Annotated in this window: 16 protein-coding genes and 1 tRNA gene; 15 read left to right on the plus strand and 2 right to left on the minus strand. The window is 65.2% G+C overall.

Annotated features, from left to right (window positions below):
* Positions 1 to 5 precede the first annotated feature (5 nt).
* Positions 6 to 653, minus strand: a complete 648-nt coding sequence (locus tag KPB06_RS12780; RefSeq protein ID WP_059583616.1) for a carbonic anhydrase — start codon at positions 651 to 653, stop codon at positions 6 to 8.
* A 382-nt stretch (positions 654 to 1035) separates the two neighbouring features.
* Positions 1036 to 1548, minus strand: coding sequence for a hypothetical protein (locus KPB06_RS12785; protein ID WP_059583614.1), 513 nt, complete (start codon positions 1546 to 1548; stop codon positions 1036 to 1038).
* Positions 1549 to 1712: 164 nt separating this feature from the next.
* On the opposite strand from KPB06_RS12785, the gene KPB06_RS12790 reads away from it, so the two are divergent.
* From KPB06_RS12790 to nuoH, 15 genes are all read left to right on the plus strand, one after another.
* Positions 1713 to 2972 (plus strand): branched-chain amino acid ABC transporter substrate-binding protein, encoded by a 1260-nt coding sequence (locus tag KPB06_RS12790; RefSeq protein ID WP_059583613.1) that lies wholly within the window; start codon positions 1713 to 1715, stop codon positions 2970 to 2972.
* A 107-nt stretch (positions 2973 to 3079) separates the two neighbouring features.
* Positions 3080 to 3349, plus strand: coding sequence for a 30S ribosomal protein S15 (gene rpsO, locus KPB06_RS12795; RefSeq protein WP_006398792.1), 270 nt, complete (start codon positions 3080 to 3082; stop codon positions 3347 to 3349).
* A 291-nt stretch (positions 3350 to 3640) separates the two neighbouring features.
* Positions 3641 to 5788 (plus strand): polyribonucleotide nucleotidyltransferase, encoded by a 2148-nt coding sequence (gene pnp / locus KPB06_RS12800; protein WP_059583611.1) that lies wholly within the window; start codon positions 3641 to 3643, stop codon positions 5786 to 5788.
* Positions 5789 to 5934: 146 nt separating this feature from the next.
* Complete coding sequence (locus KPB06_RS12805; protein ID WP_059583610.1) at positions 5935 to 6954, plus strand: NAD(P)H-quinone oxidoreductase; 1020 nt, start codon at positions 5935 to 5937, stop codon at positions 6952 to 6954.
* Between the two features lie 140 nt (positions 6955 to 7094).
* A complete protein-coding gene (gene tpiA, locus KPB06_RS12810) occupies positions 7095 to 7850 on the plus strand; it encodes a triose-phosphate isomerase (protein ID WP_059583608.1) in 756 nt (251 codons plus the stop codon).
* A 72-nt stretch (positions 7851 to 7922) separates the two neighbouring features.
* Positions 7923 to 8300 carry a preprotein translocase subunit SecG gene (gene secG / locus KPB06_RS12815; RefSeq protein WP_059533209.1) on the plus strand — a complete coding sequence of 126 codons (378 nt, stop codon included), beginning with the start codon at positions 7923 to 7925 and terminating at the stop codon, positions 8298 to 8300.
* A 110-nt stretch (positions 8301 to 8410) separates the two neighbouring features.
* A tRNA-Leu gene (locus tag KPB06_RS12820) sits at positions 8411 to 8495 on the plus strand.
* 153 nt (positions 8496 to 8648) lie between these two features.
* Positions 8649 to 9008: an NADH-quinone oxidoreductase subunit A gene (locus tag KPB06_RS12825; protein ID WP_006398798.1), complete on the plus strand. Its 360-nt coding sequence runs from the start codon at positions 8649 to 8651 to the stop codon at positions 9006 to 9008.
* Between the two features lie 62 nt (positions 9009 to 9070).
* The gene (locus KPB06_RS12830; RefSeq protein WP_006398799.1) at positions 9071 to 9550 is read left to right on the plus strand and encodes a NuoB/complex I 20 kDa subunit family protein; all 480 of its coding nucleotides are present in this window, start codon (positions 9071 to 9073) and stop codon (positions 9548 to 9550) included.
* Positions 9551 to 9571: 21 nt separating this feature from the next.
* Positions 9572 to 10174 (plus strand): NADH-quinone oxidoreductase subunit C, encoded by a 603-nt coding sequence (locus KPB06_RS12835; RefSeq protein ID WP_059583606.1) that lies wholly within the window; start codon positions 9572 to 9574, stop codon positions 10172 to 10174.
* A 9-nt stretch (positions 10175 to 10183) separates the two neighbouring features.
* Positions 10184 to 11437, plus strand: a complete 1254-nt coding sequence (locus KPB06_RS12840) for an NADH-quinone oxidoreductase subunit D (protein WP_059583605.1) — start codon at positions 10184 to 10186, stop codon at positions 11435 to 11437.
* 184 nt (positions 11438 to 11621) lie between these two features.
* Complete coding sequence (nuoE, locus tag KPB06_RS12845) at positions 11622 to 12107, plus strand: NADH-quinone oxidoreductase subunit NuoE (RefSeq protein ID WP_006478266.1); 486 nt, start codon at positions 11622 to 11624, stop codon at positions 12105 to 12107.
* Entirely contained in the window at positions 12104 to 13414 is a 1311-nt protein-coding gene (gene nuoF / locus KPB06_RS12850) for an NADH-quinone oxidoreductase subunit NuoF (RefSeq protein ID WP_006478267.1), read from the plus strand. The genes nuoE and nuoF overlap by 4 nt, the downstream gene beginning before the upstream one ends.
* Positions 13415 to 13495: 81 nt before the next feature.
* A complete protein-coding gene (gene nuoG / locus KPB06_RS12855) occupies positions 13496 to 15826 on the plus strand; it encodes an NADH-quinone oxidoreductase subunit NuoG (RefSeq protein ID WP_059583603.1) in 2331 nt (776 codons plus the stop codon).
* On the plus strand, positions 15827 to 16894 hold the full coding sequence (gene nuoH / locus KPB06_RS12860; RefSeq protein WP_034207963.1) for an NADH-quinone oxidoreductase subunit NuoH: 1068 nt from the start codon (positions 15827 to 15829) through the stop codon (positions 16892 to 16894).
* Positions 16895 to 16897 lie beyond the last annotated feature (3 nt).

A 16897-nucleotide genomic window follows, 5' to 3' on the forward strand; every position in this document is an offset into this window, starting at 1 on the left:
GCGGGTCAACCGAGCGCGACGGCGGTCGCGGCAGGCTCGGGCTCGGCTTCGGCTTCGGCCGGCGATGGCGCATAGCCGGAATCGAGTTCCTTCAGGTGGCCGTCGGCGAGCGAGAAGATCCAGCCGTGCACGAGCGGCGGCCGTTCGCGCCCGCGCACGATCGGCGACGCACGCAGCAGCCGCACCTGTTCGAGCACGTTCAGCTCGGCGAGGCGATCGGCGGCAGCCATGTCGTCGAGCCCGTCGAGCGTATCGCGATGGCGCCGCGCGAGCGCGCAGAGCGGCGCGATGCGGCGCGCGACGTGCGGCAGGTCGGCAGGCGGCGGCAGCAGCGATGCGCGCACGCCGCCGCACCCGTAGTGCCCGCACACGATCACGTGGTCGACCTTCAACACCCGCACCGCGTACTCGAGCACGCTGGCGGAATTGTCGTCGTCCGGGTGGAACAGGTTCGCGATGTTGCGATGGACGAACAGCTCGCCGGGCGCGCAGTGCGTGATGGTCTCGGCCGGCACGCGGCTGTCGGCGCAGCCGATCCACAGTACGCGCGGATTCTGGCCGCGTGCGAGCGCGTCGAAGAAGCCGGGCGTGTGTTCGCGCGTCTCGCGGGCCCAGGCAATGTTGGCAACCAGCATGCTCTTGGGGCGGTTCATGAGGACTCCTTTTTGATCAAGACAAATAAATATCGAGCGAAATGGCGCAGTCGCATTCTTTCTAAATTGAAAGGTTCGATTTCGACTGATATTAGGGGTATGCCCTAGCACTCGGGGTGGGTTGAAACAAATTGTTTCAAATTGATTGGGCGTAGTGCATTGCCTGCACCAGTGCGACGCATGACATGCACTGGCTATGCCTATTTAGGCTCAAGCGCCCGCATGACGGGGCGTTCAGCGTATTGCCATCGGAATATTAACGATCGGAAAAGTTTTCCGTCTTATTCCTGAAATTAAATAAGGCAGCGGAAAAAATGAAATGGCCATTCGGCAATCATTCGTGAATGGCCATTGCGACAATTGCGTGTCGATGCGCAATCGGTCAGAACAGGGTGCGGCGATCGGGATCGTGCAGCGGGTCCGGCGTTTTCTGCGTGGTGCGCAGGATGCCCTGCGGATCGAAGTAGAAGCTGTACATCATGTACCAGACGTTGTCCTCGAGATACCGGTACGTCCATACCTCGCGCTTCATCAGCGGGAAGTAGGAGGTCTCGACCGGGCGCCCGAAATTGACGAGGACGTCGGTTTTCGTCCACTTGCCGATCTCCGCGCGATAGAACTCGCTCGGCTGCAGCACCTGGCGCACGTTGACGATCCGGTGGGCGGCATCGACGTCGGCCGCGATCGTGATCTCGCCCATCGGCTGGGTCGGCCACATCAGGCGCTTGCCGCCGCCGGGCAGGTCGTAGATCTCACGCGGCGGGCCCATGCGCGCGACGATCGCCGACTCGTCCTGGCCGGCCTGGTATTGCTGCCACGGTTGCGCGCAACCGGCCAGCAGCGCGGCGGCGCAGGCGGCGAGCACCGGCAGGCGCGCGGGAATGCGAATGCGCATCGGATTCTCCAGAACACGGAAACAGGTCCCGTTTTATCACGGACGGCGCGCGATCGCGCATCGGCAGGAAAAAATCGATGCGGATCGGGCCCGCGCGCTTGCGGGCGGCCGGCGCACCGGCCTATGATCCGCGCTTCTCGGGCAGATTGAAGGGCAGGTGGCCGATGCAGGGATGGAAGCGGTGGGCGCTCGCGTGGAGCGCGGGGTGGATGCTGGTGTCGTCCGCGTGTGCCGGCGGCGAGCCGGTGCGGATCGCGCTGATCGAAGGGATGTCGGGCCCGTTCGCGAACGCGGGCGCGGCGGTCGAGCGCAACCTGCGCTTCGGCGTCGAGCAGGTCAATGCGGCGGGCGGCGTGAAACTGCGCGACGGCGCGCACCCGCTCGAACTCGTCGTGCTCGACAGCAAGGGCAGCCCGGAAGAGGCGCTCGTGCAGTTGCGCGCGGCGGCCGATCGGCATATCGGCTTCGTCGCGCAGGGCAACAGCTCGGCCGTCGCCGCCGCGCTCGTCGCGGCGCTCGACAAGCTGAACGCGCGCGATCCGGACAACCGGATGCTGTTCCTGAACTACTCGGCGGACGATCCGGCGCTGACCGGCGCGCGCTGCAGTTTCTGGCATTTCCGCTTCGATGCGCACGCCGGCATGCGAATGGCCGCCCTCGCGGACGTGATGGCGCGCGATCGCGCGCTGCGCAAGGTCTATCTGCTGAATCAGGACTACAGCTTCGGCCATGACGTCAGCACCCTCGCGCGGCAGGCGCTGGCCGCGCGGCGCCCGGACGTGACGATCGCCGGCGACGAATTCCACCCGATCGGCCGGATCAAGGATTTCTCGCCGTATATCGCGAAGATCCGGGCGAGCGGCGCGGACGCCGTCGTGACCGGCAACTGGGGCAACGACCTCACGCTGCTCGTGAAGGCGGCGCGCGAACAGGGGCTGAACGCGAAGTTCTATACGTTCTACGGCAACAGCCTCGGCGCGCCGGCGGCCCTGGGCGACGCGGGCGTCGGCCGCGTCGTGGCGGTGGCCGACTGGCATCCGAACGCCGGCGGCGCCAGATCCGACGCGTTCTACCGCGCGTTCCGCACCCGTTTCCCGGCCGCGCAGGACGACTATCCGGTGCGGCGGATGAGCCAGATGATCGAGATGCTGGCCGCCGCGATGACCCGCGCGGGTTCGGCCGACCCCGTCGCGGTCGCGCGTGCGCTCGAGGGCCTGCCGTTCGACGACGGCTTCCACGCGTCGCGGATGCGCGCGCAGGATCACCAACTGATCCAGCCCCTTTACGTGATGGAAATGGACAAGGTCGGCACGCCGGGCGTGCGCTTCGACAACGAGGGATCGGGCTACGGCTTCCGGACGGTCCTGGCGGTGCCGGCGCAGCGCACGGAGATGCCGTCGACGTGCTCGATGACGCGCCCGTGACGGGAGGCGGCAAGAACGGCACCGAGTTGTGCTACAATGCGCGCCGGTTGTAAGTCACGGCACGGCCATTCTTCCGTGTCCGCCTGTTCAGTTAGAAAGGAAATCACATGTCTGTTGCAGATATCAAGAAGTCGGAAGTCGTTGCTCAGTTCGCCCGCGGTACCAACGACACGGGGTCGCCCGAAGTCCAGGTCGCACTGCTGACCGCACGTATCGTCGAACTGACGGGTCACTTCAAGACCCACGCGAAGGATCACCACAGCCGCCGCGGCCTGCTGCGCATGGTGAGCCGCCGCCGCAAGCTGCTCGACTACCTCAAGGGCAAGGATGCCGATCGTTACCGCGCACTGATCGAGAAGCTGGGTCTGCGTAAGTAATCGAGGCGATTGCCGCCAGCAAGATGCCTGTGTCAGTCCGCTGATACAGGCATTTTGTTTTTGCGCGGTGCGTAGCGTCACACGCATCGCAGGCTGTCCGGCACGTTCGTGCGGGGCCGCCGCCACGACCGATACCGGGGCAGGATTTGTGTCATTCCAGCGCGTCGCTGCGTGAGCGCCGCGCTGGAATGGCATAAAAAACACACCTTGCTCCGGGTGATTCGGTCGGGACGCCGCCGCGCGGGGGTCGCCGGCGCGGCGAATGAAATGCATGAATACAAAGGAGCAACCATGTCCATGTTCAACAAGGTCGTGAAGGAATTCCAGTGGGGCCAGCACAAGGTGCGCCTCGAAACCGGTGAAGTCGCTCGCCAGGCAAGCGGCGCCGTGATCGTCGACGTCGAGGATACCGTCGTGCTGGCAACCGTCGTCGGCGCGAAGTCGGCGAAGCCGGGCCAGGATTTCTTCCCGCTGACCGTCGACTACCTCGAGAAGACCTACTCGGCCGGCAAGATCCCGGGCGGCTTCTTCCGTCGCGAAGGCCGTCCGTCGGAGCACGAGACGCTGACGTCGCGCCTGATCGACCGCCCGCTGCGCCCGCTGTTCCCGGAAGGCTTCTACAACGAAGTCCAGGTCGTGATCCACGTGCTGTCCGTGAACCCGGAAATCCCGGCGGACATCCCCGCGCTGATCGGCGCATCGGCCGCGCTCGCCGTGTCGGGCCTGCCGTTCAACGGCCCGGTCGGTGCCGCGCGCGTGGCGTACATCGACAACGCGTACGTGTTGAACCCGACGCGTGACCAGCTCAAGGCATCGAGCCTCGACCTCGTCGTCGCGGGTACGGAGCGCGCCGTGCTGATGGTCGAGTCGGAAGCCGATCAGCTGTCGGAAGAAGTGATGCTGGGCGCCGTGGTGTTCGGCCACGAGCAGATGCAGGTCGCGATCGACGCGATCCACGAACTGGTGCGCGATGGCGGCAAGCCCGAGTGGGACTGGCAGCCGGCGCCGAAGAACGAGGCGCTGATCGCACGCGTGACCGAGCTCGCGCAGAACGATCTGCTCGCCGCTTACCAGCTCCGCGACAAGCAGGCGCGCTCGGCGAAGCTGAAGGAAGTCTACGCGGCGACCTCGGCGAAGCTCGAGGAAGACGCGCTGGCGGCCGGCACGGTCGCGGCCGACAAGGCCACGGTCGGCAATATCCTGTTCGACATCGAAGCGAAGATCGTCCGTTCGCAGATCCTGAACGGCGAGCCGCGCATCGACGGTCGCGACACGCGCACCGTGCGCCCGATCGAGATCCGCACCGGCGTGCTGCCGCGCACCCACGGCTCGGCGCTGTTCACGCGCGGCGAAACGCAGGCGCTGGTCGTCGCGACGCTCGGCACGAAGGGTGACGAGCAGATCATCGACGCGCTCGAAGGCGAATACCGCGAGCGCTTCATGCTCCACTACAACATGCCCCCGTTCGCGACCGGCGAAACGGGCCGCGTCGGCTCGCCGAAGCGCCGCGAAATCGGCCACGGCCGCCTCGCGAAACGCGCGCTGGTCAAGTGCCTGCCGAGCGCCGACGAATTCGGCTACTCGATCCGCGTCGTGTCGGAAATCACCGAGTCGAACGGTTCGTCGTCGATGGCGTCGGTGTGCGGCGGCTGCCTCGCGCTGATGGACGCCGGCGTGCCGATGAAGGCGCACGTCGCCGGTATCGCGATGGGCCTGATCCTCGAAGGCAACAAGTTCGCGGTGCTGACCGACATCCTCGGCGACGAAGATCACCTCGGCGACATGGACTTCAAGGTGGCCGGCACGGAGCAAGGCGTGACGGCGCTGCAGATGGACATCAAGATCCAGGGCATCACGAAGGAAATCATGCAGGTCGCGCTCGCGCAGGCGAAGGAAGGCCGCCTGCACATCCTCGGCAAGATGACGTCGGCGGTGTCGGGTGCGAACACGCAACTGTCGGAATTCGCGCCGCGCATGATCACGATCAAGATCAACCCGGAAAAGATCCGCGACGTGATCGGCAAGGGCGGTTCGGTGATCCGCGCGCTGACGGAAGAAACGGGCACGACCATCGACATCTCGGACGACGGCGTCGTGACGATCGCGAGCACGAGCAGCGAAGGCATGGCCGAAGCGAAGAAGCGCATCGAGCAAATCACGGCCGAGATCGAAGTCGGCCAGGTGTACGAAGGCACGGTGCTCAAGCTGCTCGATTTCGGTGCGATCGTGAACCTGCTGCCCGGCAAGGACGGCCTGCTGCACATCTCGGAAATCGTCAACGAGCGCGTGAAGGACATCAACGACTACCTGAAGGAAGGTCAGCAGGTGAAGGTCAAGGTGATCCAGACGGACGAGAAGGGTCGCGTGCGTCTGTCGGCCAAGGCGCTGCTGAATGAAGCAGCGGCGGCAGCGCAGTCGGATACGCCGCCGCAGCAGTAAGCGGACAGGCGGATCAACGGCCGGCAGTGCGAAAGCGTGCCGGCCGTTTTTTCTGTAGCATCGTTGCGCGGCGCAGCAGCGCCGGCGAGGCGCTCGCGCCGTGCGCGCGCGTGCCATCCGATTCCGATCCTGGAGCGATTCTCACCATGAAAGCCATCGAAATCACCGAATTCGGCGCGCCCGACGTGCTGAAGCTCGCGGAGCGTCCGCGCCCCGAACCGAAGCGCGGCGAGGTGCTGATCAAGGTGGCGGCTTCCGGCGTGAACCGGCCCGACGTGTTCCAGCGCAAGGGCGCCTATGCGCCGCCGCCGGGTGCGTCGGATCTGCCGGGCCTCGAGGTCGCGGGCGAGATCGTCGGCGGCGATGTGTCCGATGCGGCACTGAACCCGTTCGGCCTGAAGCTCGGCGATCGCGTGTGCGCGTTGCTCGCGGGCGGCGGCTATGCCGAATATGCGGTCGCGCCGCTGCCGCAGTGTCTGCCGGTGCCGGACGGTCTCACCGATATCGAAGCCGCGTCGCTGCCCGAGACGTTCTTCACCGTGTGGAGCAACGTGTTCGACCGCGCGCGGCTCGGCGCGGGCGAGGGCGGCGAACAGGAGACGCTGCTCGTGCAGGGCGGCTCGAGCGGCATCGGCGTGACGGCGATCCAGATCGCGCATGCGCTCGGCTTTCGCGTGTTCGCGACGGCCGGCACCGCCGACAAGTGCCGTGCGTGCGAGGCGCTCGGCGCCGAGCGCGCGATCGACTACAAGACCGAAGACTTCGTCGAAGTCGTGAAGTCGCTGACGCACGATCGCGGCGTCGACGTGATCCTCGACATGGTGGCGGGCGCGTACGTGCCGCGCGAGTTGTCCGCGCTCGCGGACGGCGGCCGCCTCGTGCTGATCGCGCTGCTCGGCGGTGCGAAGGCCGAGGTCAACCTCAACGAGATCCTGCGCCGCCGGCTGACGGTGACGGGCTCGACGCTGCGCCCGCGTCCGGTCGAGTTCAAGGCGCGCATCGCCGCGCAGTTGAAGGCGCGCGTGTGGCCGCTGCTGGCCGACGGTCGCATCAAGCCCGTGATCTATCGTGTGCTGCCGGCCGGCGAGGCCGCGCAGGCGCATGCGCTGATGGAGGGCGGCGAGCACATCGGCAAGATCGTGCTTGATTGGGGCGCGAACGCGTGACGGCCCGTGCGGCGGGCTTGACATGCGCGGTTTGACCGGTTCAAGCCGCGCGCAGTAAAATCGCGGGTTTGCTTCGCCAGATCCAACCTGACGGCCGGGTTCCGGCACGTTAATGACAAGATAGTGACGAGACAGACACGATGTCGAAACAACGAACAAAGCGAGTGATCGGCAACTGGAAGATGCACGGCCGGCTGGCCGGCAACCAGGCGCTGCTGAACGAAGTGGTGCAGGGTGCGGGCTTGGTGGCGGCTGAAACGTCGATCGGCGTGTGCGTGCCGTTCCCGTATCTCGCGCAGGTTCAGGCCCAGCTCGGCGGTGGCCGTGTCGCGTTCGGTGCGCAGGACGTGTCCGCGCACGAGCAAGGCGCGTTCACCGGTGAGGTGGCGGCCGCGATGGTGGCGGAGTTCGGCGCGCAGTATGCGATCGTCGGTCATTCGGAGCGTCGCGCGTATCACGGCGAAAGCAACGAGACGGTCGCGGCGAAGACGCAGCGCGCACTCGCGGCCGGCCTCACGCCGGTCGTGTGCGTCGGCGAGACGCTCGACGAGCGCGAGTCGGGTGCGACCGAGCAGGTCGTCGGTGCGCAGCTCGACGCGGTGCTGGCCGTGCTGACGGCTGACGAGGCCGCGCACATCGTCGTCGCGTACGAGCCGGTCTGGGCGATCGGCACCGGCAAGAGCGCGACGTCGGCGCAGGCGCAGGACGTACACGCGTTCCTCCGTGCGCGCCTGGCGGCAAAGGGTGCGGCGGACGTGTCCGTGCTGTACGGCGGCAGCGTGAAGCCGGACAACGCGGAAGAGTTGTTCGCGCAGCCGGACATCGACGGCGGCCTGATCGGCGGCGCGTCGCTGAAGGCGGAAGATTTCCTGGCGATCTGCCGGGCCGCGCGTTGAGCGGTCCGGGATCGAATTGAACCATGACGGCGGCCGGTCGGTCCGGTCGCCCGATCCAATCGGGTGGGTGTGATGCTGTTATTCAAGACGCTGATTATTGTGGTGCAGGTGCTGTCGGCACTCGGTGTGATTGGGCTCGTGCTGCTGCAGCACGGCAAGGGTGCCGACATGGGCGCCGCCTTCGGCAGCGGCGCGTCGGGCAGCCTGTTCGGCGCGACGGGCTCGGCGAACTTCCTGTCGCGCACGACGGGCATTCTCGCGACGATCTTCTTCGTCGCGACGCTCGCGCTGACTTACCTCGGTTCGTACAAGTCGACGCCGTCGGCGGGCGTGCTCGGCACGGCCGCGACGGCGCCGGCATCGGCCCCTGCGGCATCGGCGCCGGCTGTCGCGGCGTCCGCCGCCGCCGGTTCGGCCGCGAGCGCGCCGGGCCAGGATGTCCCGAAATAAAAAGTTAATTTTTTTGCGGTTGTGCGTTGAACAAATCCAGGACTCGGGTTAGAATTTAATTCTTGAAGCGATTCGCGGGAACCAGCAGCACAACCCGAGTTGCATGCAGTGCCGACGTGGTGAAATTGGTAGACACGCTATCTTGAGGGGGTAGTGGCGAAAGCTGTGCGAGTTCGAGTCTCGCCGTCGGCACCAAAGTTACTCAATGCCAGCCGCTTCTAGTGGCTGGCATTTTTCATTTCTGGGGTGTGCTTGCGGTTGTCTTGCGATCGCCTGTACTCCGAAATGATTCCTTCCGCCGGAAGTGGTATTCTCCGGACGCTCAGAACCAACCGATAGAGGATTGCCTTGAACCTCGCAGCCTATTACCCCGTCTTGTTGTTCCTCCTCGTGGGCACTGGTTTAGGTATAGCGCTGGTCAGCATCGGCAAGCTCCTTGGTCCCAACAAGCCGGACGTCGAGAAGAACGCACCGTACGAGTGCGGCTTCGAAGCCTTTGAAGACGCCCGGATGAAATTCGACGTCCGGTACTACCTCGTCGCCATCCTGTTCATCATCTTCGATCTCGAAACCGCATTCCTGTTCCCGTGGGGCGTCGCGCTCCGGGACATCGGCTGGCCGGGTTTCATCGCAATGATGATTTTTCTGCTCGAATTCCTGCTGGGCTTTGCCTATATCTGGAAGAAAGGCGGGCTCGACTGGGAGTGATGGGTTAATCGCCGGTTTGCATGGGCGGCCGCGCTCGGTCGCTCGTCTGGAGTGGAAAGCAAATGAGTATCGAAGGGGTCTTGAAGGAAGGGTTTGTCACCACGACGGCTGACAAGCTGATCAACTGGACGCGTACCGGCTCGCTGTGGCCGATGACGTTCGGGCTCGCGTGTTGCGCCGTCGAGATGATGCATGCGGGCGCGGCCCGTTACGATCTGGACCGGTTCGGCGTCGTGTTCCGCCCGAGCCCGCGTCAGTCGGACGTGATGATCGTCGCCGGCACGCTGTGCAACAAGATGGCGCCCGCGCTGCGCCGCGTGTACGACCAGATGGCCGAGCCGCGCTGGGTGATCTCGATGGGGTCGTGCGCGAACGGCGGTGGTTACTACCACTACTCGTACTCGGTGGTCCGCGGCTGCGACCGGATCGTGCCGGTCGACGTCTACGTGCCGGGCTGCCCGCCCACGGCCGAGGCGCTGGTCTACGGCGTGATCCAGTTGCAGGCGAAGATCCGCCGCACCAATACCATCGCCCGTCAATAAAGCCCCGAGCGTCCCCTCAATATGGCAAGCAAAATCGAGACCCTGAAGGCGAACCTCGAAGCCGCGCTCGGCGCGCGCGTGGTGAGCCTCACCGAAGCGATCGGTGAATTGACGCTCGTCGTGAAGGCGAGCGATTACCTCGAAGTCGCAAAGACGCTGCGCGACGATCCGAAGCTCCGTTTCGAGCAACTGATCGACCTCTGCGGCGTCGACTACCAGACCTTCGGCGACGGCGCCTACGACGGCCCGCGCTTCGCGGCCGTGTCGCACCTGCTGTCGGTCACGAACAACTGGCGCCTGCGCCTGCGCGTGTTCGCGCCGGACGACGATCTGCCGATCGTGGCGTCGCTGGTCGACATCTGGGCTTCCGCGAACTGGTACGAGCGCGAAGCGTTCGACCTGTACGGCATCGTGTTCGAAGGCCACCCCGACCTGCGCCGCATCCTCACCGACTACGGCTTCATCGGTCACCCGTTCCGCAAGGACTTCCCGGTGTCGGGCTACGTCGAAATGCGTTACGACCCGGAAGAGAAGCGGGTCGTGTACCAGCCGGTGACGATCGAGCCGCGCGAAATCACGCCGCGCGTGATCCGCGAGGATCGCTATGGCGGTCTGAAACATTAAGGGGGCGTCATGGCAGAAATCAAGAACTACACGCTCAACTTCGGCCCGCAGCACCCGGCAGCGCACGGCGTGCTGCGCCTCGTGCTCGAGCTCGACGGCGAAGTCATCCAGCGTGCCGATCCGCACATCGGCCTGCTGCATCGCGCGACGGAAAAGCTCGCCGAATCCAAAACCTTCATCCAGTCCGTGCCGTACATGGACCGTCTCGACTACGTGTCGATGATGGTCAACGAGCACGGCTACGTGCTCGCGATCGAAAAGCTGCTCGGCATCGACGTGCCGGAGCGCGCGCAGTACATCCGCGTGCTGTTCGACGAAATTACACGCGTGCTGAACCACCTGATGTGGATCGGCGCGCACGCGCTCGACGTCGGCGCGATGGCCGTGTTCCTGTACGCATTCCGTGAACGCGAAGACCTGATGGACGTGTACGAAGCGGTGTCCGGCGCCCGGATGCACGCGGCCTACTATCGTCCGGGCGGCGTCTACCGCGATCTGCCTGACGCAATGCCGCAATACAAGGCGTCGAAGATTCGCAACGAGAAGGCGCTCGCGAAGATGAACGAGGCGCGCAGCGGCTCGGTGCTCGACTTCATCGACGATTTCTTCACGCGCTTCCCGAAGTGCGTCGACGAATACGAAACGCTGCTGACCGACAACCGGATCTGGAAACAGCGTCTGGTCGGGATCGGCGTGGTGAGCCCGGAACGTGCGCTGCAGATGGGCCTGACGGGCCCGATGCTGCGCGGCTCGGGCATCGCGTGGGACCTGCGCAAGAAGCAGCCCTACGAAGTGTACGATCGGATGGATTTCGACGTGCCGGTCGGCGTGAACGGCGATTGCTACGACCGCTATCTGGTGCGCGTCGAAGAAATGCGCCAGTCGGTCCGCATCGCGAAACAGTGTATTGAGTGGCTCCGCAAGAATCCGGGGCCGGTGATGACGGACAATCACAAGGTTGCCCCGCCGTCGCGCGTCGGCATGAAGACCAACATGGAAGACTTGATTCACCACTTCAAGCTCTTCACCGAAGGTTTCCATGTGCCGGAAGGCGAAGCGTACGCGGCGGTCGAGCATCCGAAGGGTGAATTCGGCATCTACCTCGTGTCGGACGGCGCCAACAAGCCGTATCGCCTCAAGATTCGCGCGCCGGGTTTCGCGCACCTGGCGTCGCTCGACGAAATGGCGCGCGGTCACATGATCGCCGACGCCGTCACGATCATCGGTACGCAGGACATCGTGTTCGGCGAAATCGATCGCTAATGGTTGCGCCGCCCGCGAGCGCGGGCGGCGAGCAGTCAGTCACACGCGAAGCACCATGCGGTATGCGCCGAACTGGCGCGGCTTCGCAAGCTGTCAACAGAGTGAGCGCCAGGTCTGCCGTCCATGCACCCCAGTGTGCGGCAGGTTGTTCGTTCGGTAGGAATTGAAAGAGTCGTGTCTGAAAATGATCTCAGCTGAAGGCCTGAAGGAAATCGATCGAGCGTTGACGAAGTATCCCGCCGATCAGAAACAGTCCGCCGTGATGTCGGCGTTGGCCGTGGCTCAGGAAGAGCATGGCTGGCTGTCGCCCGAACTGATGCAGTTCGTCGCGGACTATCTCGGCATGCCGGCCGTCGCCGTGCAGGAAGTCGCGACGTTCTACACGATGTACGAGCTCAAACCGGTCGGCAAGCACAAGATCACGCTCTGCACGAACCTGCCGTGCCAGCTCGGCCCGCACGGCGGCGCGGAAGCGACTGCCGACTACCTGAAACAGAAGCTGGGCATCGGCTTCGGCGAGACCACGCCCGACGGCAAGTTCACGCTGAAGGAAGGCGAATGCATGGGCTCGTGCGGCGATGCGCCGGTGCTGCTGGTGAACAATCACAGAATGTGCAGCTTCATGAGCCGCGAGAAGATCGACCAGCTGCTTGAGGAGCTCTCGAAATGACGTCCCTCCACGACCGTCACATCAAACCGCTGATCCTCGCTGGTCTGAACGGCGAGAACTGGCACCTCGAAGATTACGTTGCGCGCGGCGGCTACAAGCAGCTGCGCCGCATTCTCGAAGAAAAGATTCCGCCCGAGCAGGTGATCGCCGACGTGAAGGCGTCGGGCCTGCGCGGCCGCGGCGGTGCGGGCTTCCCGACCGGCCTGAAGTGGAGCTTCATGCCGCGCCAGTTCCCGGGGCAGAAGTACCTCGTCTGCAACTCGGACGAAGGCGAGCCGGGCACGTTCAAGGATCGCGACATCCTGCGCTGGAACCCGCACGCGCTGATCGAAGGCATGGCCATCGGCGCGTACGCGATGGGCATCACCGTCGGCTACAACTACATCCACGGCGAAATCTTCGAAGTGTATCGACGCTTCGAAGCCGCGCTCGATGAAGCGCGCGCGGCCGGGTTCCTCGGCGACAACATCATGGGCTCGGAATTCTCGTTCCAGCTGCACGCGCACCACGGCTACGGCGCGTACATCTGCGGCGAGGAAACGGCGCTGCTCGAGTCGCTCGAAGGCAAGAAGGGCCAGCCGCGCTTCAAGCCGCCGTTCCCGGCGAGCTTCGGCGTGTACGGCAAGCCGACCACGATCAACAACACCGAGACGTTCGCCGCGGTGCCGTTCCTGCTGTCCATCGGGCCGCAGAATTATCTCGAGATCGGCAAGCCGAACAACGGCGGCACGAAGATTTTCTCGGTGTCGGGCGACGTCGAGCGCCCGGGCAACTACGAAGTGCCGCTCGGCACGCCGTTCGCGACGCTGATGGAGCTCGCCGGCGGGATGCGCGGCGGCAAGAAGATCAAGGCCGTGATTCCGGGCGGTTCGTCGGCGCCGGTGATCCCGGGCGACATCATGATGCAGACCGATCTCGACTACGACTCGATCGCGAAGGCGGGCTCGATGCTCGGTTCCGGCGCGGTGATCGTGATGGATGAGACGCGCTGCATGGTGCGCTCGCTGCTGCGCCTGTCGTACTTCTACTACGAGGAATCGTGCGGCCAGTGCACGCCGTGCCGCGAAGGCACCGGCTGGCTGTATCGCGTCGTGAACCGTATCGAGCACGGCGAAGGCCGCCAGGAAGATCTGGACCTGCTGAACTCGGTGGCCGAGAACATCATGGGTCGCACGATCTGTGCACTCGGCGATGCGGCGGCGATGCCGGTACGCGGGATGCTCAAGCACTACTGGGACGAATTCGCGTACCACGTCGAGCACAAGCACTGCATGGTCGGCGGCCACGCGCACGCGGCGGCAGCCTGAGCGAACCCGGTTGCGGAATTTGAGCGCACGGTCGGGCGAACGCGCGAACGGGCGGAAATAGGTTAAGGACCATTCACCATCATGGTTGAACTTGAAATAGACGGCAAGAAGGTCGAGGTGCCCGAAGGCAGCATGGTGATCCAGGCTGCGCACAAGGCGGATACGTACATTCCTCACTTCTGCTATCACAAGAAACTGTCGGTCGCGGCCAATTGCCGGATGTGTCTCGTCGAAGTCGAGAAGATGCCGAAGGCCGTGCCTGCCTGCGCGACCCCCGTGTCGGCCGGCATGATCGTGCGCACGCAATCCGACAAGGCCGTGAAGGCGCAGCAGTCGGTGATGGAATTCCTCCTCATCAATCACCCGCTCGATTGCCCGATCTGCGATCAGGGCGGCGAATGTCAGCTGCAGGATCTGGCTGTCGGCTACGGCAAGTCGTCGTCGCGCTACTCGGAAGAAAAGCGCGTGGTGTTCCACAAGAACGTGGGCCCGCTGATCTCGATGGAAGAGATGTCGCGCTGCATCCACTGCACGCGCTGCGTCCGCTTCGGCCAGGAAATCGCCGGCGTGATGGAGTTCGGCATGCTGGGCCGCGGCGAGCACTCGGAAATCACGACGTTCGTCGGCAAGACGGTCGACTCCGAAATGTCGGGCAACATGATCGACCTGTGCCCGGTCGGCGCGCTGACCAGCAAGCCGTTCCGCTACAGCGCCCGTACGTGGGAACTGTCGCGCCGCAAGTCGGTGAGCCCGCACGATTCCGTCGGCGCGAACCTCGTCGTGCAGGTGAAGAACAACCGCGTGATGCGCGTGCTGCCGTTCGAGAACGAAGCGATCAACGAATGCTGGATCTCGGACAAGGACCGCTTCTCGTATGAAGCCCTCAACAGCGAAGAGCGCCTGACGAAGCCGATGCTGAAGCAGGGCGGCCAGTGGATCGAAACCGACTGGCAGACCGCGCTCGAATACGTCGCGAAGGGCCTGAAGGGCATCGCCGCGGATCACGGCGCGAACGCGCTGGCGATGCTCGCGAGCGCGCACAGCACCGCGGAAGAGCTGTTCCTCGTGAAGCAGCTCGCCAACGAACTGAACACGCCGAACGTCGACTTCCGTCTGCGTCAGCAGGATTTCTCGGCGCCGGTCCAGGGCGCGCCGTGGCTCGGCATGCCGATCGCCGATCTGTCGAACGTGGACGCCGCGTTCGTCGTCGGTTCGTTCCTGCGCCGCGACCACCCGCTGTTCGCATCGCGCCTGCGTCAGGCGGCGAAGAACGGCGCGAAGCTGCACTTCCTGCACGCGACCGCCGACGATTCGCTGATCCCGACCGCGCAACGCATCGTCGCCGCGCCGTCCGCGTGGCTCGACGAGCTGGCCGGCATCGCCGCGGCCGTCGCGCAGCTGCGCGGCGTCGCGCTGCCCGACGCGCTCGCAGGCGTGACGGCGTCGCCGGCGGCCCAGGCTGTCGCGCAGTCGCTCGCGAACGGCGAACGCCGCGCGGTGCTGCTCGGCAACGTCGCGGTCCGTCATCCGCAATTCGCGAAGCTGCACGCCGTCGCGCAGTGGATCGCCGACAACACCGGCGCCACGTTCGGTTTCCTGACGGAAGCGGCGAACACGGTCGGTGCGCACGTCGTCGGCGCGCTGCCGGGCGAAGGCGGCCTGAATGCACGCGAAGCATTCGCGCAGCCGCGCAAGGGCTACGTGCTGCTGAACGTCGAACCGGAATTCGACACCGCCGATCCGGCACAGGCATTGGCCGCGCTGAACCAGGCGGAGATGGTCGTCGTGATGTCGCCGTTCAAGCACGGCCTCGACTACGCCGACGTGCTGCTGCCCGTCGCACCGTTCACGGAAACGGCCGGTACGTTCGTCAACGCGGAAGGCACCGTGCAGAGCTTCAACGGCGTCGTGCGCCCGCTCGGCGACACACGCCCCGCCTGGAAGGTGCTGCGCGTGCTCGGCAGCCTGCTCGGCCTGCCGAACTTCGAATACGAGACCGCGGAAGAAGTGCGTGTCGCCGCGCTCGGCGACGCCGGCGTCGCGGGCCGCCTGTCGAACCAGACGTCGGTCGCGCCGGCCCGCGCCGCGGCGAATGCCGCGAGCGGCGGTTTCGAGCGCCTGGCCGACGTGCCGATCTATCATGCTGACGCGCTCGTGCGCCGCGCAGGTGCGCTGCATCTGACGGCCGCCGCGAAGGCGGCGCATGCCGCAGCCCTGCCGGCCGCGCTGTTCGACAAGCTGGGCTTGAAGGAAGGCGACGCCGTGCGCGTGCGCCAGGGCGAGCGTGCGGTGCAGTTGCCGGCTGTGCGCGACGCGAATCTTGCGGAGACGGTCGTTCGCGTGTCGGCGGCGACGCCTGCCGGCGCAGCGCTCGGCAGCCTGTCCGGTGAACTGGTGGTGGAGAAGGCGTAAATGAGCTTGTTCGATACGATCAACGCGGGCGGGGCCGAGCTTCTCGGCTTCGCGTGGCCGACGGTGTGGGCAGTCGTGCGCATCCTCGTCGTCTCCGTCGTCATCCTGCTGTGCGTCGCGTACCTGATTCTCTGGGAGCGCAAGCTGATCGGCTGGATGCACGTGCGTCTCGGCCCGAACCGCGTCGGCCCCGGCGGCCTGCTGCAGCCGATCGCCGACGTGCTGAAGCTGCTGCTGAAGGAAGTCATTCAGCCGAGCGCCGCCAGCCGCTGGCTGTACCTGATCGCGCCGGTGATGACCGTCGTGCCGGCGTTCGCCGTGTGGGCGGTGATCCCGTTCCAGGCGGAAGCCGTGCTCGCGAACGTGAACGCGGGCCTGCTGTACGCGATGGCGATCTCGTCGATCGGCGTGTACGCGGTGATTCTGGCCGGCTGGGCGTCGAACTCGAAGTACGCGTTCCTCGGCGCGATGCGCGCCGCGGCACAGATGGTGTCGTACGAAATCTCGATGGGCTTCGCGCTGGTGCTCGTGCTGATGACGGCCGGCAGCCTGAACCTGTCGGAAATCGTCGGTTCGCAGCAGCACGGCTTTTTCGCCGGCCACGGCGTGAACTTCCTGTCGTGGAACTGGCTGCCGCTGCTGCCGGCGTTCGTCGTCTACTTCATCTCGGGCATCGCCGAAACGAACCGTCACCCGTTCGACGTGGTGGAAGGGGAGTCGGAGATCGTCGCGGGTCACATGATCGATTACTCGGGCATGGCGTTCGCGCTGTTCTTCCTCGCCGAGTACATCAACATGATCGTGATCTCGGCACTGGCCGCGACGCTGTTCCTCGGCGGCTGGGACGCCCCGTTCGAATTCCTGTCGTTCATCCCGGGCATCTTCTGGCTGGTGCTGAAGGTCTTCGCGCTGCTGTCGGTGTTCATCTGGGTCCGCGCGACGTTCCCGCGCTTCCGTTACGACCAGATCATGCGTCTGGGCTGGAAGGTGTTCCTGCCCGTCACGGTGATCTGGGTGGTCGTGGTCGGCTTCTGGATGATGTCGCCGCTGAACATCTGGGTGAAGTAAAGA

The sequence above is a fragment of the Burkholderia semiarida genome (assembly GCF_029268935.1).
Classification (GTDB): Bacteria; Pseudomonadota; Gammaproteobacteria; order Burkholderiales; family Burkholderiaceae; genus Burkholderia; species Burkholderia semiarida.